Consider the following 26,489-nt stretch of genomic DNA (forward strand, 5'->3'; position numbering starts at 1 on the left):
GATTACCAGCGTGGAATATCAGTCTTTACATCCGCATTTTGCGCGCGCTGGCGCAGAAGGTGATCCATCAGCACGATCGCCAGCATGGCCTCAGCGATCGGCACGGCGCGGATCCCAACGCAGGGATCGTGACGCCCTTTGGTGATCATCTCGACTTCTTCACCGAAGCGGTTAATCGTACGTCCCGGCACCGTAATACTGGAAGTGGGTTTCAGCGCCATATGTGCAACAATTTGTTGCCCGCTGCTGATACCGCCGAGAATACCGCCCGCATGGTTGCTCAGGAAGCCCTCTTTGGTAATTTCATCGCGATTCTGGCTGCCTCGCAACGCGACCACATCAAACCCATCGCCAATCTCCACGCCTTTTACCGCGTTGATGCTCATCAGCGCATGAGCGATGTCCGCATCCAGACGGTCAAAGACCGGTTCGCCAAGCCCTGCCGGAACGCCGTTTGCCACGACGGTCACTTTTGCCCCAATCGAATCGCCCTCTTTCTTCAGGGCGCGCATCAGTTCATCCAGCGCGTCGATTTTATCTGGATCAGGACAGAAAAACGGGTTTTGTTCAACCTGCTGCCAGTCTTTGATTTCAAGCGGAATATCGCCCATCTGGGTCAGACACCCCTGAATGACGATGCCGTGTTTCTCCGCCAGATATTTTTTAGCAATCGCGCCAGCCGCGACGCGCATCGCCGTTTCACGGGCGGAAGAACGACCGCCGCCACGGTAATCGCGCAGACCGTATTTCTGCTCGTAGGTATAGTCGGCATGACCCGGGCGGAAAACGTCCTTAATGGCGCTGTAATCCTGTGAACGCTGATCGGTATTTTCAATCAACAGGCCAATGCTGGTGCCCGTCGTCACGCCTTCAAAGACGCCGGAGAGAATTTTCACCTGGTCCGGTTCACGACGCTGGGTCGTGTAACGCGAGGTTCCCGGACGGCGTCTGTCGAGATCGTGTTGCAGGTCGGCTTCCGTTAGCGGAATGCCCGGCGGAACGCCATCAACGATACAACCGAGCGCCAGCCCGTGTGATTCACCAAAAGTCGTTACGCGAAAGAGTTGTCCAAGTGTATTTCCTGCCATCACGGCTCCGTTATCGTTGTTGTGTTGTTGACCGTTGATTAATCTTTATAGATGCTGAAATGCTCGCGAGCCGCAATGAGCTGCGCTTTCGTCAGCATAAAGACGCCGTCGCCGCCGTTATCGAACTCCAGCCAGGTAAACGGTACATCGGGATATTGTTCTATCAGATGTACCATGCTGTTTCCGACTTCACAAATCAGAATACCGTCATCGGACAAGTAGTCCGGCGCGTTGCCCAGAATACGGCGGGTCAGTTTTAAACCGTCAGTGCCGGACGCCAGGCCCAGTTCAGGTTCATGACGATATTCATTCGGCAGATCGGACATATCTTCCGCATCAACGTACGGCGGGTTCGTCACAATCAGGTCATACTGCACTTTCGGCAGATCGCGGAACAGATCGGAGCGAATCGGCGTGACATGGTTGAGCAGACCGTGCTCTTCAATGTTGTGTTCGGTTACGGCTAACGCGTCGCTGGAGATATCAACGGCATCCACTTCCGCCTCCGGGAAAGCATAAGCACAGGCGATAGCGATACATCCGCTGCCGGTACACATATCCAGAATGTGGTGCGGCTGCTCGCTGATAAGCCCCGCGAAGCGGTTGTTGATCAGCTCGCCAATCGGCGAACGTGGCACTAATACGCGTTCATCAACATAGAATTCATGGCCGCAGAACCAGGCTTTATTGGTCAGGTAGGCCACCGGAATACGCTCGTTGACACGGCGAATGACCCGTTCAACAATGCGGTGACGTTCGCTGGACGTCAGACGCGCGGTGCGCATGTCTTCTGGAATATCCAGCGGCAGATAAAGTGACGGCAGTACCAGCTGTACGGCCTCATCCCACGGGTTGTCCGTGCCGTGACCATACCAGATATTCGCCGCGCTAAACCGGCTTACCGCCCAGCGCAACATGTCCTGAATGGTATGCAGCTCACTCACTGCTTCATCGACGAAAATTTTATCCACGTATTCCTCCAGGGCATGCTCGCATTAAATTCGGCGGCTAGTTTGCCACGAAGACGGCGATAAATCAGCACTCACGCGGCGCCAGAGCGTGAAAATTGCGTTTTGGCTGAACGAATGTCCCCTGAGTCGGGTAAACTAACGCAAAATAAAAGATGAGACGTTCGAATGAAAAAGAAAACATCGCTCAGCGTGGAGGACCAGGCGTTGTTCCGGCAGTTAATGACCGGCACCCGCCAGATTAAGCAGGACACCATTGTCCACCGACCGCAACGTAAAAAAATCACAGAAGTCCCGGTCAAACGTCTGATACAGGAGCAGGCTGATGCCAGCCACTATTTCTCCGATGAATTTCAACCGTTATTGAATACCGACGGCCCGGTGAAATATGTACGTACCGACGTCAGCCATTTCGAACTGAAGAAAATGCGTCGGGGCGACTATTCGCCGGAGTTGTTCCTGGATTTGCACGGTCTGACGCAACAGCAGGCCAAACAAGAGCTGGGGGCGCTGATTGCCGCCTGTCGCCGCGAGCATATCTTTTGCGCCTGTGTGATGCACGGCCACGGAAAGCATATTCTTAAGCAACAAACGCCGTTATGGCTGGCGCAACATCCGCACGTTATGGCCTTCCATCAGGCGCCAAAAGAGTACGGCGGGGACGCTGCGCTGTTGGTATTGATTGAAGTAGAAGAGTGGTTGCCGCCGGAGCTTCCCTGACAATGCCGATTGCCGGATGGCGGCGCAAGCGCCTTATCCGGCCTACGGGGTCAGTGCAGGCTATAGGCCTGATAAGCGAAGCGCCATCAGGCGCCTTATCCGGCCTACGGGATCAGTGCAGGCTGTAGGCCTGATAAGCGAAGCGCCATCAGGCACGGTATCCAACCGACGATAATAACGTTAAATCGCTTTTGCCATTTTCAGATTACACGGGCTCATCTGCCAGTTGAAAATCCCTTTGCCGCTTTCATCAAGCGTTACGCTGGCAATCGCAGATGTAGTGAACATTGGCGGCGTCTCGCCAGGACAGAGTTCAGACACCAGATACCCCACCAAAGGCAGGTGAGAGATCACTAACACCGATGCGACGCCTTCATTCGCCAGCGTCTGCAACCAGGCGCTGACCATACCGACATCGCCGCAAGGAGTAAGCTCCGGCAAAACGTCCACATTGCCAGGCAGGTTCATACACTCCCCTACCACATCCAACGTTTGTTCGGCTCGTAGAAACGGGCTCACCAGAACACGTTCGATATCCACTTTTTGACCTTTCAGCCAGTTCGCCATAAGGCGGGATTCGTCACAACCACACGAGGTTAAGGGACGAACCGAATCACTGGCGGCATCGAGGGCCGCGTCGCCGTGACGCATGATAAAAACTTGCATATTGCACCGCTTTTGTTAACCAGAATCACCCACATTCTTAGCAAAAACCCTGACGGGTATGATAAAAATGCGGTGGCCGGCATTGTGCCTTATCCATTCACCGAATGAAACGCTGTTTTTTACCTCAATGGCGTAAGTATAGTCAATCTTTGTTTACAAATTGACCACCACACAGTCATTCGGTGCGGTCTCGTCCTGATATGACCTTATTCCTTCAGGTCTGTTTCCCCACTGTTCCAGAAACGTTCACCGCGTTCAGCCATCCGCAATAAGCGCTCGCACGGGGTAAACCGGTCGCCATACTGCGTAGCCAGTCGTTGCAGAACCGCAACCACTTCACCCGCGCCGAGAGTGTCCATATAACGGAACGGGCCGCCAAGAAACGGCGGAAAACCAATACCAAATACCGCGCCGATGTCGCCATCACGCGCGCTGCGGATCACCTTCTCATCAAAGCAGCGCGCCGCTTCATTGAGCATTAACATCACGCACCGCTCAGCCATTTGCTGCGCAGAAAGTCGGCTCTGCCCTTGCGTACCAATAAGCCTATAAATTGCAGGGTCGACCTGTTTTTTGCTTTTACGCCCTTTCACGCCATAAAGATAGAAACCGCGACCATTTTTTCTGCCTTTGCGATCGTCATTCAAAATTGAGGCAACAACGTTTGCAGGCGCGCTAAAACGTTCGCCGTAAGCGGCCTCCAGTACAGGTATAATTTTAGTGCCTGTATCGATGCCAACCTCATCCAAAAGTTGGATTGGCCCGACCGGAAAACCAAACTTGACCAGCGCGGCGTCGATCGCTTCGACGCGTTCACCTTCGGTCAGCAGCCGTATTGCTTCGTTGATATACGGGGCAAGAATACGATTAACGTAGAACCCGGCTTTATCGCTGACCACAATCGGCGTTTTGCCCTGTTTTTTCGCCAGCTTAACGGTCGTGGTGATCGTCTGCGCGGAGGTTGTCGCATGAGGAATGACCTCCACCAACGGCATTTTTTCTACCGGGCTAAAGAAGTGCAAACCAATCACCTGCTCAGGCCTGGCCGCGTTAGCCGCGATGTCGCCGATGGGTAAAGATGAGGTGTTGGAGGCAAAAATGGTGTGAGGAGCGCAGTTTTGCTCGACTTCCGCCACCATCTGCTGTTTTAACGCCAGATCTTCAAACACCGCTTCAATAACCAGATCCCGATGCGAGAAGCCACGGTAATCCGTTGAGCCGGAGATTAGCGCCAGCTGTTTGTCGCGTTCGCCCGCTTTGATATGGCGGCGGCGAACTTTGGTTTCAAGCTGATCCCAGCTGTACTTCAGCGCGTGGTTGATGCCTTTGGCATTAATATCTTTGATGCGAACCGGCAAGCCGCCTTTACAGGCCGTCACGTAAGCAATACCGCCGCCCATCAGACCTCCGCCCAGCACGCCTACGCTGGCTAACGGGCCAGGCTGCGCATCGCTCCCCGGATCTTTTTTCACTTCGGTGCTGGCAAAAAAGATATTCCGCAACGCCTGCGACTGCGGCGTCATCGCCAGCTCGCCAAACGCCCGCGCTTCCGCGTCGTATCCGCTGCTGCTTCCCTGCGCCAGCCCGGTTTCAATCACCTCAAGGATTCGCTCTGTCGCCGGGTAATTACCCTGCGTTTTCTGCCCGGTTTTTTTACTGACCATGCGAAACAGCAGCGTGCGCCCAAGCGGCCCGGCCAGAATACGCTCACGCACCGGTAAATTCCGCTGAGCGGAACGCCCTTTAATCGCCAGTTCCACGGCGGCCTCAAGCAAGATGGCGTGCGGCACGACTTCATCCACCAGACCAACCCTGAGCGCTTGTTTTGGCCGTAACTGCTTACCGGTGAGGATCATGTCCAGCGCCGTACTCACCCCAACCAGGCGCGGTAATCGCTGCGTACCGCCAGACCCTGGCAGCAGCCCCAGTTGCACTTCCGGCAGACCCAGCACGGTTTTCGCATCATCAGTACAAATGCGCCGATGGCAAGCCAGTGCCATCTCTAACCCACCGCCGAGACACGCGCCGTGAATGGCGGCGACAACCGGAACAGACAGCGCCTGAATTTCAGCCATTATCTGCTGGCCCTGACGCGCCAGCGTTTCAGCTTCCTGCGCGCTTTTGCAGTTGCCGATCATGTTGATATCCGCCCCCGCGATAAAGTTATCCGGCTTCGCAGAAATAAAAACCACACCGCGCAGCGCCTTGTTTTCCCGAATCTGTTTCAGGATGGCGCGAACCTGCGTCGCGAACTCCGCCTTCAGGGTATTCATTTTCTCACCGGGGACATCAATAGAGACGACCGCGACGTTATCCAGACGCACGTTAAGCGTGAACGCTGATGTCATGTCCATTATTCCGCCTCCAGAACCATTGCCGCCCCTAAACCCCCCGCAGCACACGCGGTCACCAGGCCAAAACCGCCTCCCCGACGGCGTAGCTCATGCAGGGTTTGCGTGATCATCCGCGCCCCCGTTGCGGCAAACGGATGTCCATAGGCAATCGACCCGCCGAGGACGTTAAACTTACTGTCATCCACTTCCCCGGTCGCATGCGCCCTGCCCAGTACGTCGCGAGCAAAACGCTCGCTGCCAAGCAGTTGAATGTTAGCCAGCGTCTGAGCGGCAAAGGCTTCATGCATATCAATTAACGAGAGATCGGCCAGCGTTAATCCGGCCCGCTCCAGCGCCAGCGGCGTCGACCAGGCCGGGCCCAGCAGCATGTCCTGCCAGACGTCAATTGCGGTAAACGCATAGCTACGCAGATAGCCCAACGGCGCCAGGCCAAGTTCTTTAGCGCGAGACTCCGTCATCAGGATGACGGCTGCCGCGCCATCCGTCAGCGGCGTACTGTTCGCCGCCGTGACCGTCCCATGTTGTCGATCAAACGCGGGGCGCAGCTTCGCATAATCTGCCAGAGTAGAGTTGCCACGAATATTATTATCTTCAGAAAAAGGCTCTTTATACGGCGGCGCATATGTCGTCATTACCTCATCCGCCAGTTTACCTTCAGCCCAGGCCTGTGCGGCACGTTGATGGGAACGATGCGCCAGCGCATCCTGCTGCTCACGCGTAATGCCATAGGTTTTCGCCATTTGCTCGGCCGTATCGCCCATCCGCAGCCCGGTGGAATATTCAGCGACCGCGGGCGGAACAGGCATCAGGTCTCGCAGACGCAGGCGGGAAAAGAGTTTGAGTTTTTGCCCGGTCGTGCGGGCTTTATTGACGTCCACCAGTATACGCGCCAACTTTTTGCTGACGCCAATGGGTAACACGGAAGAGGAGTCCGCGCCGCCAGCAATCCCCGCGCGAATCGTCCCCGCCATCAGGCTTTCCGCAACATTCGCTACCGCCTGAAAACTGGTCGCGCACGCCCGGCTTACGCTGTAGGCATCGGTGTGAACATTCATCCCCGTACCCAGCACAATTTCCCGGGCGATGTTGGGAGCTTCAGGCATTTGCACCACCTGGCCAAAAACCAGTTGCTCAATAACCTCGGCAGGTATTTCACTGCGCGCCAGCAATTCCCCAACAACCATTTTTCCCAACTCAACAGCAGGAATGCCATGAAAAGCGGTGGCCTGACGAGCAAACGGCGTACGTAATCCGCTTACAATGGCGATACGATCGCCCTGGCGGGTAACCAGTGGTAAAGCCTGACTCATAACATTCCCCTGTAAAAAATAAAATAAGTGGTCTGACCTGATCACAGTCTTAACCAATTTTTTACATTTCGCCAAGCGGAGACGCCAGAAAGTGAGAGCTAAGACACAGAGGATAGTAACAGAGGGTTACGAAAATGCCCCTGCCAGAATTTGACAGGGGCATTCAAAGAAGGGGATTAACGCAGACCCAGCTGGAAGATCAGCGTTTCAGCTTCGCAGGCGAAGACAAAGTCGATGTCCAGACGCACGCCTTCAGCTTCTTCGGTAAAGGTGGATGTAATCTGGCAAGGTTCAGACTCCACGCCACGCGCTTTTTCTGTCAGAGCCGCCAGCGTCTCTTCGGCCTGCGCGCGGTTTTCAAACACACGGCTGTAAGACGCGGTGCAATCGGAGTTGTCCATAATGGTGCCAACATCCATACAGCAGCAAACCGGGGTTTCATCAGCACTGCATTTACTCATTGTAGATTTCCTCTGTATTTGCACTCAAAGTGCCAGATAAATATTGAGGATATTTTACGCTCGTGGAAAAAGGCTCTCCAGTCGTTAATGACGCAAAATGGGATAAGTGACCGAAATCACACTTAAAAATGATCTAAAACAAAAATCGCCCAATCGAGTGAGTGCGCCAGGTCTCAAATTTGCCAGCTGGATCGCGTTTCTACGATCACAATTGAAAAATATTATAAACATACTTGCAACATTCCAGCTGGTCAGACCTATACTCACGCCACTGGTCTGATTTCTCTGTCGTACCTCAGACCCTACACTTCGCGCTCCTGTTACGGTATGTAACATAGTTTGTATAAAAATAAATCGATGAGGTTATGGTCATGAGCCAGAAAACCCTGTTTACAAAGTCTGCTCTCGCAGTCGCAGTGGCAATCGTCTCCACACAGGCCTGGTCTGCAGGCTTTCAGTTAAACGAATTTTCTTCCTCTGGCCTTGGCCGGGCTTATTCGGGTGAAGGCGCTATCGCAGATGATGCCGGTAACGTTAGCCGCAACCCGGCGTTAATTATGATGTTCGATCGCCCCACCTTCTCTGCGGGTGCTGTGTATATCGATCCAGATGTCAATGTGACCGGCCGCTCTAACTTAACCGGGCAAAATGCCAACGCGAATAATATTGCGCCAACAGCGTGGGTTCCTAACCTGCACTTCGTTGCGCCGATCAACGATCAGTTCGGTTGGGGGGCATCCATTACCTCCAACTATGGCCTCGCCACCGAATTCAATAAAGATTATTCAGCCGGTATCTATGGCGGTAAAACAGACCTGCAAACGGTGAACCTGAACCTCAGCGGCGCCTATCGCCTGAATAATAGCTGGAGCTTCGGGGTTGGTTTTGATGCGGTTTACGCGAAGGCTAAAATTGAGCGCTACGCGGGTTCCCTCGGTCCGGTGCTTTCACAACAGCTGGTTGGACAAGGCGTACCCTCTCAGTGGACGGATGGCATTAACTCCCCTGACTCCCAGATCGCCCACCTGAAGGGTGATGAGTGGGGATTCGGCTGGAACGCAGGCATCCTGTATGAACTCGACAAGGATAACCGTTGGGGCCTGACCTACCGCTCTGAAGTAAAAATCGACTTCGAAGGCGATTACAAAAGCTCCATTAACCCAAATCTGAACAATATTTTCGCCAGTATGGGGCTTTCAAGCCTGCCATACGGCACTGGCGGCGCAACACAGAATGGTTCCTTAACCCTGAACCTGCCTGAAATGTGGGAAATCTCCGGTTATAACCGCGTCGCGCCGCAATGGGCTATCCACTATAGCCTGACTTATACCAGTTGGAGCCAGTTCCAGGAGTTAAAAGCCAAAGGCGACGACGGCCAGACGCTCTTCTATAAAGATGAAAGCTTTAAGGATGCGTACCGTATCGCGTTGGGTACGACCTACTACTACGATAAAAACTGGACTTTCCGTACCGGTATCGCGTATGACGATAGCCCGGTTCCGGCAAACAAACGCTCCATTTCTATTCCCGATCAGGACCGTCTGTGGCTGAGCGCGGGTGCAACTTACGCCTTCAATGAAGATGCTTCTATTGACGTTGGCGCATCTTATATGCACGGCCAGAACGTGAAATTCACCGAAGGGGAAGGCCCGGCAGCTTACTCCTTCAAGTCTGACGGTAAAGCCTGGCTGTTCGGTACGAACTTTAACTACGCATTCTGATTTTCATCAGACGTAAAAAAAGGTGAGTCAAAAGACTCACCTTTTTTATTGGCCTCGTGTGGTTATTCAGAATCAATCTCTTTGAGATCGTCCTGAATCGCCTGGGCATTCGGGTTTTCCTGCGGTTTAAGCTTCCCGCCGTTAGCGATGAAGTCATGACGCTGGAAGTATGCTTCACGCACCAGAATATACGGGTCGGAAGACTGACGCAGCAGACCATCGGAATCCAGCAGTTGCGCGCGGGTTTCAATTCCTTCAATGGTCCATTTACCAATAGACATCGGCCAGGTGAGCCAGGAAAGTACCGGATAAAGGGTATCGGCCATATCACCGCCATCTTCACGCAGCGTGAAGCTGCCATAGAACGGAAGTTGCACGTAGGGGCCATACCCCACGCCGTAATGGCCTAACGTACTGCCGAAACGGTGCGGTTCAACACGCTGTAGTTTTGGATTCGCCATCCCCGCAACATCAATAAAGCCCCCCATCCCCAAAATACTATTCAGGAAGAAGCGGGTGAAGTGCACCATGCCCTGATAGGGATCGCCCTGTAGGAAATAGTTCACCATAATCGCAGGCTCTTCGAGGTTGCTGGTAAAATTACTCAAACCATTTCTGGCAGGCTGCGGAACATAATCACGCCAGGCGACAGCGACCGGTCGAACGACATACGGGTCCAACACGTTAAAGTTGAAGTTGTACATGGTGCGGTTAAATCCTTCGAGCGGATCTGAACGCCCCTGCTGTTCTGTACCGGAGCTTGCACATCCCACCAGCAGTGTGCTCCCCAGCGCAAGCGCCGACAGGCGAAGCTTCATAAATGTCTCCCTGTTGATTATGGCTATCGCTGATTGCCATCCATGACGGAACGAGACCGTATCCGCCTGTTTAGGTGTGAGCGATTGTAACAGCACGTCAAATGATGTCTATATACTGATTCTTGTTGATTTGATCATAGCCTGTAACTCTGGCTCATGGCGGGTTTCATTCTAACCGGGCGGGTAAAAACGCGCGTCGCCTTTTTTGCGATTTCAGAGTTTGCCCTGCCTTCAGTCGGATAAAAGCCACTACGCTTTAGACAAATGTGTTCATCACGAGGTCTCACAATGGATAAATTCAGCGAAGAGAAAATTGATCAACACAGTGACGAACTCGAAGTCGAAAGCGAAGAAAAACAACGCGGGAAAAAGATAGAGGTCGACGAGGATCGCCTCCCCTCACGCGCGATGGCGATTCACGAACATATCCGCCAGGACGGCGAAAAAGAGCTGGAGCGTGACGCCATGGCGCTGCTGTGGTCAGCCATTGCCGCAGGGCTCTCAATGGGCGCCTCGCTACTGGCGAAAGGTATTTTTCACGTACAGCTGGACGGCGTCCCCGGCAGTTTTTTACTTGAGAATCTGGGTTATACCTTTGGTTTTATCATCGTCATCATGGCGCGCCAGCAGTTGTTTACTGAAAATACCGTCACCGCCGTTCTGCCGGTGATGCAAAACCCGACGATGGGCAACGCAGGTCTGCTGATGCGTCTCTGGAGCGTGGTGTTGCTGGGCAACGTGGTCGGTACTGGCATCGCCGCATGGGCTTTTGAATATATGCCTATATTTGACGAAGAAACGCGCGATGCGTTTGTCAAAATCGGCATGGATGTGATGAAAAACAGCCCTGGCGAGATGTTTGCCAATGCCATTATTTCCGGCTGGATCATTGCCACAATGGTATGGATGTTTCCTGCTGCCGGCGCCGCAAAAATCGTGGTGATCATTCTGATGACCTGGCTTATCGCCCTCGCTGACACGACCCATATCGTCGTGGGTTCGGTTGAAATCCTCTATCTGGTGTTTAACGGCACGCTGCACTGGAGCGACTTTTTCTGGCCCTTTGCTTTGCCCACGCTGGCGGGGAATATCTGCGGCGGTACATTCATCTTCGCGCTTATGAGCCATGCGCAGATCCGTAATGATATGAGCGCCAGACGCAAAGAAGAGGCCAGGCTGCGTGCCGGAAAGAAAGCAGAAAAGCAGAAAAAACAGTCCTGAATGGCGACTGTTTGAGCAGTCAGGCGGCGATATACTTACTGTGCAGGGTAAAAAACGCTATACTCGTGCCGCCTCGTCTCCTTAGTTAAATGGATATAACGAGCCCCTCCTAAGGGCTAGTTGCAGGTTCGATTCCTGCAGGGGACACCATACATACCTCTCCTGACATCAGCCGGGTTCAGTAAAACCACCACAATCAGCCATCGTCTTGTGATTTTGCATTTCTACATTGCCACGAGGCAGACAGGATGATGCGTGATTCAGTCCTGCCGCCCCACAACGTTCGAGTATTCACCAGACGGTATAAGCTGAACGCTTATTCTTATTCCTCTTGTATGACAAAGGATTCCGCTACACTCGCAGAAAAATAGTGTGTTGCTTTTTTATCCAGAATGATGTCATCCAGCTGTTGCTGTATTTGTCTGTCATCGACAGTCGCTCTGTCGTGCTGACGCAGATGTTCAGCCAATGACGACACCATGAATGTTTCAATAAATTCATTGGATTTCTCAGGAACCACAAACAGTCCCCAGGCGTAACCGCCATCCCTTAACCGGATATTTTTTAACTTTTTCATCAAACTGATAAATTGGCCATTCTTTTCAGCATCGACATGATAATAAACAGACACCAGCATCGGACCGGTATGGCCGGTAATATCATTAAGACCGTCCTCAGCAAGGCTAAAGTGATCTGAATGCTGCAAGTTAATATTGTCATGGTCAATTTTTACCTTTAATACGCATAACCAGACAACGACAATACCGATTGCGGCAGAAAGTAATGCTGTGGTTACTGACGTATGCGAGGCAATTTGTCCCCAGACCAGAGAACCGAATGCCATTGACCCGGAAAACACGGTCAGGTATAAGGCCAGCCCTCTTGCGCGAACCCAGTCCGGGAGCGCTGTCTGGGCTGATATCATGAGCGTTGACAAGGTAATAATCCAGCTGAAACCAGCCACAATACTGGCGAAAATGGCGGCATATTGAGATGCTGCTCCGGCGAATATCAGTAATACGGCAGCAGTACCGAATGTTCCTGAGGTAATAAGAGCGCCGGCACTGAGTCGCTTACGCAGCGCGGGCAAACTGAATGCGCCACAGACAGCGCCGATCCCGATACTGGTTGTTAACACGCCATATAATGTTGCATCTCCCTGAAGTGAGAGTCTCACCACCAACGGGAGCATTGCCCAATACGCGCTGGCAAAAACAAAGAAGCTGGCAGCCTTTATTATTGTTCTCATTAATTCAGGGCTGTAACGGGCATAACGCAAACCTGAAACCATTGCGGCAACAACAGATTCAGCCGGAAGACTCCCGTTCGTTTTTTCTTCTCCTTTCCACCACCATACCGCAGCAATAATCGCAATAAAACTCAACGCATTCAGAAGAAAAGGAAGATAAAGACCGACCTGTGAAATCAAAATACCGGCCAGCGCGGGCCCGATCGCCCGGCTGATGTTAATACCCATACTATTTAACGCAATCCCGGATTTTAATTCATGAGGTTCAACAATAGCAGGTACAATGGCCTGCCATGCCGGGCCTAAAAACGCGGCGCCGGATCCGAGAATAAACGTGATGAATAATAACCATCCGATACTGACAACATTAAAATAGACGATAATTGCGAGCAGAGATGCGGCACACAGCATCATAATATTAACAAGAATAAGTAACTTTCTCTTGTCGAAAATATCCGCAATGGCCCCCGCCGGTAACGCCAGCAAGAATACGGGCAGCGTGGTCATTGCCTGAATAGCGGCAATCATGACAGGGTCCGGGCTTAAATTGGTCATCAACCAACCGGCGCCAACATCATTCATCCAGGTCCCGATATTGGAAAAGAGTGTGGCTATCCATAACATGAAAAAAACACGGTTACGTAAAGGTGACCATGCTGATGAATGTTGTTCTGCCATATAAATATGCCCTCCAGCTTAAGATGACCGGTAATCATTTACTTGTCACAGGTATCAACGATATCGTAATCAAAATGCAAAACAGGAAAAGAAGATTTATGGGGAATATTTAGATACAGTCCCTTATCTCATGACATTACCTTTTATAAAAATAAATAACAAGAATTAAAATCCGCGTTCAGACAATACCATCTCCGGTAGAAATGTGCCTGATAATCCTTAAATAAAGTGTTATCACTGAAAAATAGAGATTATTCATGGACATCACTCTCATTATAGAACACAACCACATAATCCAGTGGGTGAAAATCAACATTAACAACACATGTCGGACAGTGAATTTCAAAAAATGAGACAATAAATTCATATCGCGATATTGTGAGAAGCCAACAAATGAACCTCTAACAACTGCCAGAGAAAACATTCAGTACAAACAACACGTTAAACAACACTCCAATGCCAATACACCCAAATCGACTTATTCCACCTTATCGCAACAGATTCATTTTTAATAAATTATCGGCTTCTGGCGCAACTTGACAAATTACCTCTCAAGGACAATAGTTGTTACATCTTTGAAAATTTCGACATCCGTCGAAACTATTTATCATATACAGGAACGCAATGATGAATAATAAAATAAAGCGCATCAGTCAGGCTGTTACGTTAGCCCTTGCCATATCTGGCGTTAGTTATGCCGCAACCTCATCACAGGCCGCAAATTCAAAACAAACCGAGATACAAGCCTCAGAACCTTTTTCCGCGCATGTCCTCATTAGCGGGCTTGATGCCCCGTGGGATATGGTGTGGGGGCCGGATGATTATTTATGGGTAACCGAACGTAAAGCCGCTTCTATCGATCGTATCAACCCGAAAACCGGTGAGAAAAAAGTCGCCATTACGCTGAGCGGGGTTCATACCGGGCCGCAGCATGAAGGCGTTCTGGGCCTGGCGTTGTCACCGAACTTCATGAAACCGGGTGGCGATAATTATGTTTATACGGCCTATACCTATATGAACGGCGACAAGGAACACGCCAAAATCGTTCGCCTGGAATATGACGAAAAAACCCAGAAGCTGGGTAATGAAAAAGAGATCCTGGCTGGATTCCCGGCGGGCAATGACCATAACGGTGGACGCCTGCGCTTTGGCCCGGACGGGAAGTTATATTATACCATCGGTGAACAAGGGCATAACCAGGGCGCGAATTTCTGTAAACCTATCGAAGCTCAGCGTATTCCCACTGAGGATGAACTGAAGAATAAAGACTATGCCGCCTATGCCGGTAAAGTGCTGCGTCTGAATACCGATGGCTCCATTCCAGATGATAACCCTGTTATTAAAGGCATCAAAAGCCACCTGTTTACTTACGGACACCGTAACCCTCAGGGACTGGTATTTATTGGTGATACCCTTTACGCATCCGAACAAGGGCCATCCTCCGATGACGAGTTGAATATCCTCGAACCCGGCGGCAACTATGGCTGGCCACACGTTGCCGGTTTCCAGGACGATCAGGCTTACGTTTATGCCAACTACTCTGAAGCGGCGAATTGCCCGTCTCTGACCTGGGACCCTAACCATATTCCGGCAGGCGTTCCTGTCCAGAAAGAAACAGAGTGGAAAGCCGCAGACTTTAAAGCGCCGATTAAAACGTTCTTTACGGTCAAAGAAGGCTTTACCTATAACGACGCCAGCTGCGGCCCGGATTCTTCATATATCTGCTGGCCGACAATTGCGCCATCCAGCGTGGCATACTACCCGGAAAACGGCGTAATTAAAGGCTGGCGAAACTCGGTGATTATCAGCTCCATGAAAAATGGCGCGCTGTACCGCGTTCTGCTGAATGCCGATAAGAAAGATGTTCAGGGTGACGTCGCGAAATATTTCCACACGGCAAACCGTTACCGCATGGTGCTGGTCAGCCCGGACACCCGTAAAATCTACGTGGCGACGGATAACTTTGGTAATGTGATGGATGAATCCAACCATCCAACGCATAATCTGAGTAACCCGGGTTCTATTATCGTCTTTGAATACACGGGCAAATAATTCAATAACAGGCGAATACGAATAAGGTATTCGCCTGCTTTTTTATCCGGCGACCACCTGGTTTCTGCCCGCCTGTTTCGCCTGGTACATCAATTCATCAGCCCGTTTCAGCGCCTGAGAGACAGAGTCAACGCCCGACGGCCACACCGTCACGCCAAGAGAAATGGTGATATGCCCTACCGTCTCTATCTTTGCGGCGGCGACCTCTTTTCTCAGCCGCTCCGCAATATCCGCCGCAGCCTCTACCGACGTCTCCGGGAAAAACATCATAAACTCCTCTCCTCCCATACGGCAGGCGGTATCATTTTTACGACAGCTTCGCTTCAGCAGCTGCGCCAGCGCTTTTAACGTAACATCGCCAATGTCATGACCAAACGTGTCGTTGACGGCTTTGAAGCGATCGATATCCAGAGAAATCACCGCAAACTGTCGCTGCTGATGTTCGTATTCAGCCAGCAGGTTTTCTGCCGCCCGTCGGTTGACCAGGCCGGTAAGCGGGTCAGTGCTGGCCTGATCGTTCAGCCATTTCATTTTCTCCCGGATTAATTCCATTCCCTGAAGCAACGCGCGCCTGAGTCGGGAGGCTTCGATATACCACGATCGAACGTTTCGTACTTTTTCTGCGGACTCATCGCTGTCCATCGAAATGGCGTGATCCGCTAGTTGACGCAATGGTCTGACGATTTCATTCCCCAGCCACCAGAGAATAAACAACCCCACAATACCCAGCGGTACAACGCCGCGTATCATTTGCCACATGAGCCCATCAAGCGCAGTAAGGGTTTTATCTTTTGGTTTTTGCGCCACAACGCCCCAGCCCGAGGTGTTTATACTGGCATACCCCGCCAGCATTTCCACGCCACGGGAGTTTGTCACCTCCATCGCGCCGCTCAGCCCTTGCTCCACGGCTTTCACTGCGGCATTGCCTTCCTCTTTTTCCCCTCTGCGGGCCGGATCGGGGTGATATAAGAGCTGGTCATTTTTATCAACGACATAAATATAGCTGTCATCATTGCGGAAATGATTAGAAATGAGCGCAGAAAGAACGTTGCTTCTTTGCAGATAAATCGCGCCGCCAATAAAACCGAGGTATTTCCCCTGCGCATTCCTGACGGGATGTGAAATATACACCACCAGATTACCGGACAGTGAATTGTAGGCGCTGCTGACCGTCGGCTGCATTTCTTTGAGAGCCTCGACGCCGCCTGGCGTGGTCAGCATTTTCCCCTTCAGGTTCAGGGATTCAGGCAGCACGCCAATAATTTTGCCTTTTTCATCCACCAGCGTAACGGAATCAAAACCAAAATCTCGCCGCTGCATCCTCATCATTTCACCAGCGATAATGCTCTCATCATCGAAATGCTGACCGATGACGCTCGCACTGTATTCCAGACGCTCCATGAAAACCGCCAGATACAAATCAATAGTGGAAGCAATCCTCTCCGCATATGCCTGGTTTTCACTGAGTTCATTCTCAATAAGTACCTGCTTCTGGACACGCCAGGCTGAATAGAAACTATTGAAAAGAGTAAGGAGGGTCATCAGAAACGCAAAAGCAATAATAAGCAGACGCAAATTCAGCATCTGTAACAGTTTTTTCTTCATGATTGTGCATCCTGCAAGGGTGAACGGTAAGCCTCTAGCCATACCGGTAACGTATTCGCCGACAATGGTCGGGAAAAAAGAAATCCCTGAAGTACGGAACAGCCCATTTTTCTCAGTTGCTGATGCTGATGGGTATTTTCCACACCTTCCGCCACAACCGTCAGGTCGAGGTTATGCCCAATACTGACAACCGCTTCGACAAGCGCATTGACGCGACGATCGCGGGCGAACCGGTCAATGAAGCTTTTATCAATTTTGACCTCCGTCACCGGCAGATACGCCAGGCTGGCCAGACTGGAAAAGCCGGTGCCAAAATCATCCATTGAGACCCCCGCGCCCATCGCACGAATCTCCCTGACCCGCGCAAGCATCTCGTCCGTCAGTTCCATCATGGCGCTTTCCGTAATTTCAATGGTCAGGACATTGCCGGGCAGTTGATATTCATTCAGCAGGTCGGCGATATAACGGGGTAAATCAGGCTTACGGAAGTTATGGGCAGACAGGTTTACAGATACCGCCGACACATTCGTGCCCTTTTCCCGCCATTCAAAAAGCTGTCGGCAGACTTCACGCAGCGCCCAGAGGCCGATATGCTCTATCTCTCCCGTCTCTTCAGCCAGAGGAATAAACGTCCCTGGAGAGATGTCGCCAGCGTGCGGATCGTGCCATCGGGTCAGTGCTTCAAAACCGTATACCTGCCCGTCCGCAGCCCTGATCTGAGGCTGATATTCCAGCCGCAAATGACCCTCCGTAATCGCATTTCGCAGCGCCATGCCCAGTTTCAGACGTTGCATGACGGCCTGATTCAGTTCCGGGTTAAAAAACTGATAGCTTCCACCGCTTTCACGTACCCGCTCCATCGCGCTCTCGGCGTGGGCCAGCAGCGTTTCCCTGTCGCCGCCAATGGAATGGCTGATCCCAATACAGGCTTTAAGCTCGAAGGTCTGCCCGGCGGCGCTCATTTCAGCGCCAACGATATGCTGCATAAGCTCAGCCAGGTGTGAGGCCTCATCAACACGACAGGCGCTCGCCACCACGACAAACTGCGCGCCACCCACCCGGCTGATAAAGTGATGCGGCCCGAACCTCTCCTGCAAGCGGTTAGCCAGCGTGATAATCACCTGGTCGCCAGCGGAATACCCCAGTGACTCATTCACCTTACGAAAGCGGTTAATATCGAGGAAAAACACGGCGAGTTCCGGTTCATTACCCGACAGCAGTTTATCCAGATGGTGATAGAGATACTGACGATTGGGCAGCCCCGTAAGGGCATCGAACCGAACCAGTCGGTCGATTTGCTGGCGTCCTTCCTCCCGCTCAATCGCCAGAGCGCAAAGATGAACGCTGGCATCGGCAATACGAACCAGAAACGTATCCGGCTCATTCTGTGTCCTGAAATAAAAAGCAAACGTCCCTGCCACGGAACCATCTCGACGTTTTACAGGGTATGTCCAGCATGCCCGAAAACCATGAGGCAACATCTGATGTTTATAGGGAGCCCATAGAGGATCGGTGCTGATATCCTGAACCATGACGGGCTCGCCACGCGCAGCACAAGTACCGCAGCTTGCCACGCCTTCACCGACGGCCACGCCATCCCAGTATTCACCATATTCTTTTGGAAAACCGGGAGCTGCCCACGGGCGCATCCGGTTATCGACGATCCGGCATACCGAGACCAGTACGCCTGGCGCAATATTTCCAATTCGCTGGCAGATGTAATCACCCGTTTCCTGGAAAGTCATCCGGCTGGTCAGCGCGGCCAGTACATCCCGTTCCAGATTACGAATATTACGTTCTTCCGTAATATCAACGAAGGTTACGACAAGGTTACGGGTCTGGCGGTGGTCACGCTCATTGAGGACAGGGTTTACCGAAACCCGGCTCCAGACCTCCCTGCCGTTTCTGGTCGCGGTGAGGAGTTCTTCCTGAAACCAGCGACTTCCCCGCAGATGTTCTTCCACACGCTTTAGCGCATCATCGCTGTTTCCTGAAGACAGCAGGAAATCAGGGAATACCTGGTTCATGGCCTCGTCTGCGCCATATCCAAACATACTGGTGAACGCACGGTTGGTCTGGACAATACGGCGTTGTTCATCCAGAACAACCACGGCTCTGTCCGTGTTATTGACGGCAAGCAACAACAGACGGTTTTGCTCGCGCCTGGCTACCTCTTTGCTGACGTCCCTGGCGGCGGCCATGTAGTGGATGCGGCCATCCACGTCTATTTTGGAGAGCGAAAAGCTGGTCCAGACCTGCGTGCCGTCTTTTCGTTCCAGTTGAAGTTCACGATTCATCCCGACAACCCGGGAATTTCCCCCGTCGCGGTGATGGTGGACATAATCCCCGTGAACATGCTTCAGAGGCCCGGGAATTAATATATTCATATCCCGGCCAAGCACTTCATCCCTGGAATAGCCCCACAATTTCTCTGCGGCTTCGTTAAAGAACAGAACCCGGTTACGCTCGTCGACGAGGACAACCGCCATGAACGTCTGCTCAAGAGCAGGAAACAGAATATTGTCAGCCGCAGCTTTCATTTTCAGATAACTCCTCAACAGATAATGCCTGACTAACGGAAAGTCGCATTATCCTGAACAATTGTCCCTGCAAACCACAGCCTCAGGCAGGCCGATACATGGTGATGACGTCACCTGCCGCGTTTCGCTATTCAAACCCTGTAGGAAAAGTCTACTGAAGCAAACGGATTACTTCCACTCAGCGGTATAAAATATGTCACGCTTACCATGCCTGCTATTCCTTTTCTGTCCGGTTCCTTTTCTTACGCAGTACGAAGCCATGTTTGCCGTTTTCATTACCTGAACGACAGCGCACATCAACAATAAAAATCCGACATAACCTAAATTTATATCACCATTTAAAAACCCCCGCATTTTTGTGCAGGGGCTTCTTTTCAACAAAAATCAGAGGGAAATATACTTCTTCAATACTCTGACCAACTGGGTCACAAACCCGTATTCATTATCATACCAGGCGACCGTCTTGACCAGTTGCACGCCGTCAAATTCTGTTACTTCCGTTTGGGTCGCATCAAAAACGGAACCAAAATGGATGCCAATAATATCAGACGATACAATTGGCTCATCCGTATAGCCAAATGACTCATTATCAACTGTTGCATTTCTCAGCGCGTTATTGACCTCTTCAACGGTGACGGTCTTATTCAGGACGGTCACTAACTCCGTCACTGAACCCGTTTTTACCGGAATACGCTGGGCATGACCTTTCAGTTTCCCGTTAAGTTCAGGAATAACAAGACCAATCGCTTTGGCCGCCCCTGTCGTATGCGGGATAATATTTTCCGCCGCAGCACGAGAAGCCCTGAAGTCTTTACCTCGGGGACCATCCACCAGAGCCTGGGTGCCGGTATAAGCATGTACCGTCGTCATCGTGCCGACGTTAATACCAAAGGCGTCATTCAGGGCTTTTGCCACCGGAGCCAGACAGTTTGTCGTACAGGACGCAACGGAAATAATGTTATCAGCAGAAGTGAGCGTTTCATCATTCACATGATAAACGATGGTCTTCATATCGCCAGCAGGCGCGGAGATAAGCACTTTTTTCGCTCCGGCTTCAATATGGGCATTTGCTTTTTCTGCTGAAGTATAAAAACCGGTACATTCCACAACAACATCAATACCCAGGCTACCCCAGGGGATATCACCCGCATTTTTCTCAGCAAATACTTTGATGACTTTACCATTGACGATAATTGAACCGTCAGCATGGGAAACCGTGCCGTTAAAGGGACCATAGTTTGAATCATATTTCAGCAAATAAGCCAAAACATCCGGCGAGGTGAGATCGTTTATAGCGACAATTTCCACATTCAGTTCAGTTTCCAGAATCCGGCGTAATACCAGTCTACCGATACGACCGAAACCATTGATGCCAATTCTTTTCATATTCAATCCTCAAAATAAAAGCGCTCATAAGACACTACCAACATACACAACAAGGTTGCCGATGCTGCATGATTTTATTGCTGGTTATCATCAAAAAAACTGCACAATAAAGTTCGATATAAGCATTATGATTATGATACGTTGATACATAATCAATAACCGAAAATGGCAGATGTATTATCATGTACAAAAGTGTGCTCGACGTTCTACTTGAATGGCTCCACAACAATACAGACAAACCATTACGAATTACTGATATAGCCGCGAGATCAGGATATTCTCCCTGGCACCTCCAGAGAATATTCAAGTCGCATACCGGCGTAACCCTTGGTCAGTATGTGACAGAGTTAAAATTAAATAAGGCCTTTGAACTTTTATCGACAACCAGGACACCGATAATGGATGTGTCCTTTATCGTAGGTTTTTCCAGTCAGCAAGCCTTTTCAAGACGATTCCATCAATACTTTGGGAAAACGCCAGGACAAGTCAGACGCGATATGACAGAAAAAAGAGAACGCGTTTAATTTCAACCGAACATCAGGCAAGCATAATTTTAAAGAGCAACGAACATCTTATCCCTTCTGGAATACCAGGGATTACATCACTTTGATGATCATATGATAGTTATCAGCGTCGGCTTGACACGGCCATTTTATGTCACTGCCTGAGCCCATCAATACTCAAATAACATATTCACTATCCTGATTTAGTTGACAACATAAGCCCCTACATCACTCATATTTTTTTAATCGGGTCGACGATGCCGGCAATTCTTTCGGCCAGAAATGGCAATAAGATCCGGGTCACTGCGCTGCGCTGGCGATGTTTTGGATACAGCGCGCTGATCGTCAGCGGAGGCGGCGAGTAATCAGACAATATCTGCACTAAAGCGCCTTGTTGCAGCGAGTCTTCAACGATAAAAAGCGGCAAAAGCGCAATACCGGCCCCCGCTTCTGCGGCCTCGCGGATCACGTCCCCGTTATTACTGCTCAGATTGCCTCTGACGGCATACGTATTCGGTGAATTTTCCTCCGTCAATTTCCAGCCGAATTGCCCCTCCCGACCATACAAAAGGCAGCTATGCTGCGCCAGTTCAGAAGGCGCCAGAGGCGTACCGTGCAAACGGAGATAATCCGGGCTGGCGCAAATCACCATCGGTAATTTACCCAGACAGCGAGCAATTAAGGTAGAGTCCATCAGGTTCCCGATGCGCAAAACCATATCGTAGCCTTCGCCCACCACATCGACATATCTGTCATTCATATCAATATGAACGGTAAGTTCTGGATGCGCCGTCTGAAATTCAACAATCAGGGGGGCAAGTCGCCTGATGCCGTATGTCATCGGCAGGCTAATCCTGAATGACCCGGCCAGTTTTTGCTGCCGGGCGGAGATAACCTGCTCGGCTTCATGAACCTCTTCCAGAATGCGCCGGGCATGATGAAAAAAAGCCTGGCCGGTATCCGTAACGGACAACTTTCGGGTATTTCGCACCAGTAATCGGGCTGAAACTTTTTTCTCCAGCGCGACCATTCTTCTGCTGACAAATTGTTTGGATAGACTCAGGTGTTCGGCTGCTGCTGTAAAACTTCCCATATTTACGATGGTTACAAAAATTCGAATATCTTCTAAATGCATTACTGTCACCAGATACGGGACGTATGATTGTCCTGTTATGAATACAGTCCCTATAATAGTTTACCGGTGGTGAAATCGTAAACCCCATGAGTCATGACAAGGAACAATATTTAATAAATAATAAGTTTCCAAAAGTTTTCTTAAACATGTTGTATAAAATTCTTAAACAAGACATGAGAAAAATATGATTGTCACATTTTAAAAGACAGTGAGTAATGTTTTTGAACATTGATGTTAGCCATAAAACTTCTAAACTGAATCTGTCGTCACATTCTGACCGACAGATCAAAATGATGGTAAAGATATTCCCCTGTCATTAATCAGATGACGGATGGATAACAAATAAAAAGGAAGAGTACGCGGATAAGGAACGAACATTGCTGACAGCACGTATACCGTAACATGAAATAAATGCGACGGGAAAATGTTGAACGTCAGGAAGGAATAACACGGCATTATTCTCTTCGGGAATGCGCATTTCTAATCATGTTGTGCTTACACTATATTAGTTCAGGAGAAAGTGATATGTCTCATTACCTTGATGTCCTCACCCCGCAGAACAGTCAACTGATTTTTATCGACCAGCAACCCCAGATGGCCTTCGGGGTACAATCTATTGACCGTCAGGTACTGAAAAACAACGTTGTTGGCCTGGCCAAAGCGGCAAAACTGTTTAATATCCCCACCACCATCACGACCGTAGAAACCGAAAGTTTTTCCGGTAACACCTATCCCGAACTCCTGGCCGTTTTCCCGGAAAACAACATCCTGGAACGTACTTCAATGAACTCATGGGACGATCAGAACGTTCGTGATGCACTGGCGGCGAATGGTCGTAAGAAAGTGATTGTTTCCGGTCTGTGGACGGAAGTCTGTAACACCACGTTTGCCCTGTGTGCAGTCAAAGACGCGGATTATCAAATCTATATGGTTGTTGATGCTTCCGGCGGCACCTCCGTTGATGCGCACAAATACGCTATCGATCGTATGGTTCAGGCAGGCATCGTACCGGTAACCTGGCAGCAGGTCATTCTTGAGTGGCAGCGCGACTGGGCCCGTAAAGAGACCTACAACGGCATTATGGATATCGTGCGTGAACACTCCGGCGCCTACGGCATGGGCGTCGATTATGCCTATACTATGGTTCATAAAGCGCCTGAGCGCGTACAACACGGCGAACGTATCGGCCCAAACCCGGCTAAATAACACCTCCAACTGATTTACGGCAGGCGTAATGCACCACGCATTGCGCCTGTCCTGATGAGGTCCGCATGAAAATGTATATCCTTTCTCTGGGTGCCGGACTTCTTGTCGGCATTATTTACAGTTTGCTGAATGTCCGCTCCCCCGCCCCACCGCTGATAGCCCTCCTTGGCTTGCTGGGAATGCTGGTCGGCGAACAAGTTATTCCGGTAGGCAAACAACTTCTGTCCGGCACAGCCTTTTCTTCAGCCTGTACCAAAACACATGCCATCAGCCATATCTTCGGGCAGCTCCCCGGCCGCCAGGCAGCTGAAGACAGTCATTCCTCAGAGGAGAAACGCTCATGACACAACATGTTGTCGCAGACGTTATTCTGCATCATGGTCTGTTTACCACTCTCGATAAAAGCAACCCAACCGCCAGCGCCGTCGCAGTCAAAGACGGGAAGTTTCTCGCGGTTGGCGGCGACGCTGAAATTATGGCCTTCGCAGGTCCGGCAACCAAAGTCGTCGACCTGAAAGGCAAACGGGTATTACCCGGGCTGATTGATAACCACACGCACGTAGTACGCGGCGGGCTTAATTACAATATGGAGCTTCGCTGGGATGGCGTACGTTCGCTGGCTGACGCGATGGATATGTTGCGTCGGCAGGTAGCCATCACCCCGGCACCGCAGTGGGTTCGCGTGGTTGGCGGTTTTACTGAACATCAGTTTGTGGAAAAGCGTCTGCCAACTATCGAAGAGATCAACGCCATTGCGCCGGACACCCCGGTGTTTCTGCTGCATCTCTATGACCGCGCGCTCCTGAACGCCGCGGCTTTGCGTGCCGTCGGGTATACAAAAGAGACGCCGGAACCACCCGGAGGCGAGATAACCCGCGATGCGAAAGGCAATCCTACCGGATTATTACTGGCACGCCCCAACGCAGGCATCCTTTATGCCACGCTGGCCAAAGGCCCCAAACTGCCGTTTGACTACCAGGTTAACTCCACCCGCCATTTCATGCGTGAGCTGAATCGTCTGGGCGTAACCGGTGTCATCGACGCCGGTGGCGGATTCCAGAATTACCCCGATGACTACGCCGTTATTCAGAAACTTGCAGATGAAAATCTGATGACCGTGCGCCTGGCCTATAACCTCTTCACGCAGAAACCCCAGGAAGAGAAAGAGGATTTTCTCAACTGGACCCGCTCCGTCACCTACAAACAGGGTAACGACTACTTCCGCCATAACGGCGCCGGTGAAATGCTGGTATTTTCGGCGGCGGATTTCGAAGACTTCCGCCAGCCGCGACCGGATATGCCGCCGGAAATGGAAGGCGAGCTGGAAGAAGTTGTTCGCATTCTGGCGGAAAACCGCTGGCCCTGGCGTCTGCATGCCACCTATGACGAGACCATTTCTCGCGCCCTCGATGTTTTTGAGAAGGTCAATCAGGATATCCCGCTTGAAGGGATTAACTGGTTCTTCGACCACGCCGAAACAATTTCTGAGCGTTCAATCGATCGTATCGCGGCGTTAGGCGGCGGTATTGCGGTTCAGCACCGTATGGCATATCAGGGTGAATATTTCGTTGAGCGTTACGGTGCCGGCGCTGCGGAAGCCACGCCGCCCATTGCCCGTATGCTGGAAAAAGGGGTGAAAGTGTCCGCCGGTACGGATGCCACCCGCGTAGCATCCTATAACCCGTGGGTTTCTCTCGCCTGGATGATCACCGGGAAAACCGTGGGAGGCATGCAGCTTTATCCGCGTCGTAACTGCCTGGATCGGGAAACAGCGCTCCGAATGTGGACGGAGAACGTCACCTGGTTCTCCAATGAAGAAGGTAAAAAAGGCCGTATTCAGGCCGGTCAGTTCGCTGACCTCATTGTGCCGGACAAAGACTTTTTTGCCTGCGCCGAGGATGAGATCTCCTTCCTGTCTTCAGAATTAACGATGGTGGGCGGAAAAATCGTCTGGGGGGCGGGTCCTTTCGAATCCCTGGATGACAATCCTGTCCCTCCCGCGATGCCGGACTGGTCGCCAACGCGCACCTTCAAAGGCTACGCCGCATGGGGAGAGCCAGAAGGCGCGGGGAAAAACTCGCTTGCCGTACGACAAATGGCGATGGCCTCCTGCGGTTGCTCTCACGGCTGCGGCCTGCACGGGCACGATCATGCTGGCGCATGGACATCCAGCCTGCCGGTATCGGATCTGAAAGGGTTCTTTGGCGCGCTTGGCTGCTCCTGCTGGGCTGTCTGACCGTGGAACCTGACATGACATTTTCACAACGTCTGACGCATGCCGTTCGCCCCCTTATCGGGGCGGCGGTATGCCGTTGGCTGGCTTATCTCGGGCTATGCGCGGCCTACTTGCAGGGCGGGATCAATAAGCTGCTGGATTTTCAGGGCGCTATCGGCGAGATGAACCATTTCGGCCTGTCTCCTGCGCCGTTGTTTGCCGCGCTGGTTATTGCGCTGGAGCTGGGCGCGTCAATCATGCTCCTGACGGGTTGCCTGCGCTGGCTTGCTTCGCTGGCACTGGCGGGGTTCACCCTTGTCGCGACGTTCCTGGCGCTGCGCTTTTGGGAACTTCCGGCAGGCATGGAGAGATTCAGCACCGCCAACGCATTTTTTGAGCATCTGGGTCTTGTTGGCGGCTTTCTGCTCGTGGCTTGGCTGGACGTGCAGAAAAAGACGGTTGACGAATAAAAAACATTCAGCAATGGCGGTAATCCGTGATGGGTCATTCGTGACAGTCGTGAACTGGATATCGCTCGCCACCAGGGTAAATATGTGGTTGAGATCGCGCTACAACTTAAGTCCTGATATATA

General features: G+C 51.4%; 21 protein-coding genes and 1 tRNA gene. 10 read left to right on the plus strand and 12 right to left on the minus strand.

Features of this window, described 5'->3' with window-relative positions; genetic code table 11:
* Nucleotides 1-2 precede the first annotated feature (2 nt).
* Nucleotides 3-1,088, minus strand: a complete 1,086-nt coding sequence (gene aroC, locus OGX81_RS10965; RefSeq protein WP_012131439.1) for a chorismate synthase — start codon at nucleotides 1,086-1,088, stop codon at nucleotides 3-5.
* Between the two features lie 38 nt (nucleotides 1,089-1,126).
* Nucleotides 1,127-2,059, minus strand: a complete 933-nt coding sequence (gene prmB / locus OGX81_RS10970) for a 50S ribosomal protein L3 N(5)-glutamine methyltransferase (RefSeq protein WP_012131438.1) — start codon at nucleotides 2,057-2,059, stop codon at nucleotides 1,127-1,129.
* A 165-nt stretch (nucleotides 2,060-2,224) separates the two neighbouring features.
* Here prmB and smrB point away from each other — a divergent pair, with 165 nt between their 5' ends.
* On the plus strand, nucleotides 2,225-2,776 hold the full coding sequence (smrB, locus tag OGX81_RS10975) for an endonuclease SmrB (protein WP_104868395.1): 552 nt from the start codon (nucleotides 2,225-2,227) through the stop codon (nucleotides 2,774-2,776).
* Between the two features lie 180 nt (nucleotides 2,777-2,956).
* On the opposite strand, the gene sixA is transcribed toward smrB, so the two are convergent.
* The 4 genes from sixA to OGX81_RS10995 form a co-directional block, all read right to left on the minus strand.
* Nucleotides 2,957-3,442, minus strand: coding sequence for a phosphohistidine phosphatase SixA (gene sixA, locus OGX81_RS10980; protein WP_047462281.1), 486 nt, complete (start codon nucleotides 3,440-3,442; stop codon nucleotides 2,957-2,959).
* 206 nt (nucleotides 3,443-3,648) lie between these two features.
* Nucleotides 3,649-5,796: a fatty acid oxidation complex subunit alpha FadJ gene (gene fadJ / locus OGX81_RS10985; RefSeq protein ID WP_104868394.1), complete on the minus strand. Its 2,148-nt coding sequence runs from the start codon at nucleotides 5,794-5,796 to the stop codon at nucleotides 3,649-3,651.
* The gene (fadI, locus tag OGX81_RS10990) at nucleotides 5,796-7,106 is read right to left on the minus strand and encodes an acetyl-CoA C-acyltransferase FadI (protein WP_012131431.1); all 1,311 of its coding nucleotides are present in this window, start codon (nucleotides 7,104-7,106) and stop codon (nucleotides 5,796-5,798) included. The genes fadJ and fadI overlap by 1 nt, the downstream gene beginning before the upstream one ends.
* A 176-nt stretch (nucleotides 7,107-7,282) precedes the next feature.
* Nucleotides 7,283-7,567: a YfcZ/YiiS family protein gene (locus tag OGX81_RS10995; RefSeq protein WP_024130148.1), complete on the minus strand. Its 285-nt coding sequence runs from the start codon at nucleotides 7,565-7,567 to the stop codon at nucleotides 7,283-7,285.
* Between the two features lie 371 nt (nucleotides 7,568-7,938).
* Here OGX81_RS10995 and fadL point away from each other — a divergent pair, with 371 nt between their 5' ends.
* Nucleotides 7,939-9,288, plus strand: a complete 1,350-nt coding sequence (gene fadL, locus OGX81_RS11000; protein ID WP_024130146.1) for a long-chain fatty acid transporter FadL — start codon at nucleotides 7,939-7,941, stop codon at nucleotides 9,286-9,288.
* A gap of 62 nt (nucleotides 9,289-9,350) precedes the next feature.
* Here the strand turns inward: fadL and mlaA are convergent, their stop codons facing one another.
* Nucleotides 9,351-10,106 (minus strand): phospholipid-binding lipoprotein MlaA, encoded by a 756-nt coding sequence (mlaA, locus tag OGX81_RS11005; RefSeq protein ID WP_024130145.1) that lies wholly within the window; start codon nucleotides 10,104-10,106, stop codon nucleotides 9,351-9,353.
* Nucleotides 10,107-10,394: 288 nt separating this feature from the next.
* Here mlaA and OGX81_RS11010 point away from each other — a divergent pair, with 288 nt between their 5' ends.
* A complete protein-coding gene (locus OGX81_RS11010) occupies nucleotides 10,395-11,327 on the plus strand; it encodes a formate/nitrite transporter family protein (RefSeq protein ID WP_012131426.1) in 933 nt (310 codons plus the stop codon).
* A 75-nt stretch (nucleotides 11,328-11,402) separates the two neighbouring features.
* A tRNA-Arg gene (locus OGX81_RS11015) sits at nucleotides 11,403-11,477 on the plus strand.
* Between the two features lie 172 nt (nucleotides 11,478-11,649).
* Here OGX81_RS11015 and OGX81_RS11020 read toward each other — a convergent pair.
* Entirely contained in the window at nucleotides 11,650-13,254 is a 1,605-nt protein-coding gene (locus OGX81_RS11020) for an MFS transporter (protein ID WP_024130144.1), read from the minus strand.
* Nucleotides 13,255-13,878: 624 nt separating this feature from the next.
* On the opposite strand from OGX81_RS11020, the gene OGX81_RS11025 reads away from it, so the two are divergent.
* Nucleotides 13,879-15,306 carry a glucose/sorbosone family PQQ-dependent dehydrogenase gene (locus OGX81_RS11025; protein ID WP_071260195.1) on the plus strand — a complete coding sequence of 476 codons (1,428 nt, stop codon included), beginning with the start codon at nucleotides 13,879-13,881 and terminating at the stop codon, nucleotides 15,304-15,306.
* A 42-nt stretch (nucleotides 15,307-15,348) separates the two neighbouring features.
* Here OGX81_RS11025 and OGX81_RS11030 read toward each other — a convergent pair whose 3' ends face one another.
* The 3 genes from OGX81_RS11030 to gap form a co-directional block, all read right to left on the minus strand.
* Nucleotides 15,349-16,911 (minus strand): sensor domain-containing diguanylate cyclase, encoded by a 1,563-nt coding sequence (locus tag OGX81_RS11030; RefSeq protein WP_104868392.1) that lies wholly within the window; start codon nucleotides 16,909-16,911, stop codon nucleotides 15,349-15,351.
* The gene (gene dosP / locus OGX81_RS11035; protein ID WP_104868391.1) at nucleotides 16,908-19,451 is read right to left on the minus strand and encodes an oxygen-sensing cyclic-di-GMP phosphodiesterase DosP; all 2,544 of its coding nucleotides are present in this window, start codon (nucleotides 19,449-19,451) and stop codon (nucleotides 16,908-16,910) included. Before dosP ends, OGX81_RS11030 begins: the two co-directional genes overlap by 4 nt.
* Before the next feature lie 384 nt (nucleotides 19,452-19,835).
* Nucleotides 19,836-20,837: a type I glyceraldehyde-3-phosphate dehydrogenase gene (gene gap, locus OGX81_RS11040; RefSeq protein WP_012131419.1), complete on the minus strand. Its 1,002-nt coding sequence runs from the start codon at nucleotides 20,835-20,837 to the stop codon at nucleotides 19,836-19,838.
* A 182-nt stretch (nucleotides 20,838-21,019) separates the two neighbouring features.
* Here gap and OGX81_RS11045 point away from each other — a divergent pair, with 182 nt between their 5' ends.
* Nucleotides 21,020-21,361: a helix-turn-helix transcriptional regulator gene (locus OGX81_RS11045; RefSeq protein ID WP_071818848.1), complete on the plus strand. Its 342-nt coding sequence runs from the start codon at nucleotides 21,020-21,022 to the stop codon at nucleotides 21,359-21,361.
* 211 nt (nucleotides 21,362-21,572) lie between these two features.
* Here the strand turns inward: OGX81_RS11045 and OGX81_RS11050 are convergent, their stop codons facing one another.
* Entirely contained in the window at nucleotides 21,573-22,475 is a 903-nt protein-coding gene (locus OGX81_RS11050; protein WP_104868390.1) for a LysR family transcriptional regulator, read from the minus strand.
* A gap of 525 nt (nucleotides 22,476-23,000) precedes the next feature.
* Here OGX81_RS11050 and OGX81_RS11055 point away from each other — a divergent pair.
* The 4 genes from OGX81_RS11055 (at nucleotide 23,001) to OGX81_RS11070 (ending at nucleotide 26,366) form a co-directional block, all read left to right on the plus strand.
* Nucleotides 23,001-23,681: a hydrolase gene (locus OGX81_RS11055; protein WP_012131416.1), complete on the plus strand. Its 681-nt coding sequence runs from the start codon at nucleotides 23,001-23,003 to the stop codon at nucleotides 23,679-23,681.
* Nucleotides 23,682-23,746: 65 nt separating this feature from the next.
* On the plus strand, nucleotides 23,747-24,025 hold the full coding sequence (locus OGX81_RS11060) for a XapX domain-containing protein (protein WP_012131415.1): 279 nt from the start codon (nucleotides 23,747-23,749) through the stop codon (nucleotides 24,023-24,025).
* Nucleotides 24,022-25,917, plus strand: coding sequence for an amidohydrolase (locus OGX81_RS11065; protein WP_012131414.1), 1,896 nt, complete (start codon nucleotides 24,022-24,024; stop codon nucleotides 25,915-25,917). The genes OGX81_RS11060 and OGX81_RS11065 overlap by 4 nt, the downstream gene beginning before the upstream one ends.
* Before the next feature lie 14 nt (nucleotides 25,918-25,931).
* Nucleotides 25,932-26,366, plus strand: a complete 435-nt coding sequence (locus OGX81_RS11070) for a DoxX family protein (protein WP_104868389.1) — start codon at nucleotides 25,932-25,934, stop codon at nucleotides 26,364-26,366.
* Nucleotides 26,367-26,489 lie beyond the last annotated feature (123 nt).

It is taken from the genome of Citrobacter sp. CK206, from assembly GCF_030333125.1.
Taxonomy (GTDB): domain Bacteria; phylum Pseudomonadota; class Gammaproteobacteria; order Enterobacterales; family Enterobacteriaceae; genus Citrobacter_B; species Citrobacter_B koseri.

Coding starts and splice junctions, on each gene's coding strand:
- OGX81_RS11010 (WP_012131426.1), top strand. CDS start 10,395: ATGGATAAATTCAGCGAAGAGAAAATTGATCAACACAGTGACGAACTC.
- smrB (WP_104868395.1), top strand. CDS start 2,225: ATGAAAAAGAAAACATCGCTCAGCGTGGAGGACCAGGCGTTGTTCCGG.
- OGX81_RS11020 (WP_024130144.1), bottom strand. CDS start 13,254: ATGGCAGAACAACATTCATCAGCATGGTCACCTTTACGTAACCGTGTT.
- gap (WP_012131419.1), bottom strand. CDS start 20,837: ATGAAAAGAATTGGCATCAATGGTTTCGGTCGTATCGGTAGACTGGTA.
- fadL (WP_024130146.1), top strand. CDS start 7,939: ATGAGCCAGAAAACCCTGTTTACAAAGTCTGCTCTCGCAGTCGCAGTG.
- mlaA (WP_024130145.1), bottom strand. CDS start 10,106: ATGAAGCTTCGCCTGTCGGCGCTTGCGCTGGGGAGCACACTGCTGGTG.
- OGX81_RS11065 (WP_012131414.1), top strand. CDS start 24,022: ATGACACAACATGTTGTCGCAGACGTTATTCTGCATCATGGTCTGTTT.
- aroC (WP_012131439.1), bottom strand. CDS start 1,088: ATGGCAGGAAATACACTTGGACAACTCTTTCGCGTAACGACTTTTGGT.
- fadI (WP_012131431.1), bottom strand. CDS start 7,106: ATGAGTCAGGCTTTACCACTGGTTACCCGCCAGGGCGATCGTATCGCC.
- OGX81_RS11045 (WP_071818848.1), top strand. CDS start 21,020: ATGTACAAAAGTGTGCTCGACGTTCTACTTGAATGGCTCCACAACAAT.
- dosP (WP_104868391.1), bottom strand. CDS start 19,451: ATGAAAGCTGCGGCTGACAATATTCTGTTTCCTGCTCTTGAGCAGACG.
- OGX81_RS11025 (WP_071260195.1), top strand. CDS start 13,879: ATGATGAATAATAAAATAAAGCGCATCAGTCAGGCTGTTACGTTAGCC.
- OGX81_RS11050 (WP_104868390.1), bottom strand. CDS start 22,475: ATGCATTTAGAAGATATTCGAATTTTTGTAACCATCGTAAATATGGGA.
- OGX81_RS11030 (WP_104868392.1), bottom strand. CDS start 16,911: ATGAAGAAAAAACTGTTACAGATGCTGAATTTGCGTCTGCTTATTATT.
- OGX81_RS11055 (WP_012131416.1), top strand. CDS start 23,001: ATGTCTCATTACCTTGATGTCCTCACCCCGCAGAACAGTCAACTGATT.
- fadJ (WP_104868394.1), bottom strand. CDS start 5,796: ATGGACATGACATCAGCGTTCACGCTTAACGTGCGTCTGGATAACGTC.
- sixA (WP_047462281.1), bottom strand. CDS start 3,442: ATGCAAGTTTTTATCATGCGTCACGGCGACGCGGCCCTCGATGCCGCC.
- OGX81_RS10995 (WP_024130148.1), bottom strand. CDS start 7,567: ATGAGTAAATGCAGTGCTGATGAAACCCCGGTTTGCTGCTGTATGGAT.
- OGX81_RS11060 (WP_012131415.1), top strand. CDS start 23,747: ATGAAAATGTATATCCTTTCTCTGGGTGCCGGACTTCTTGTCGGCATT.
- OGX81_RS11070 (WP_104868389.1), top strand. CDS start 25,932: ATGACATTTTCACAACGTCTGACGCATGCCGTTCGCCCCCTTATCGGG.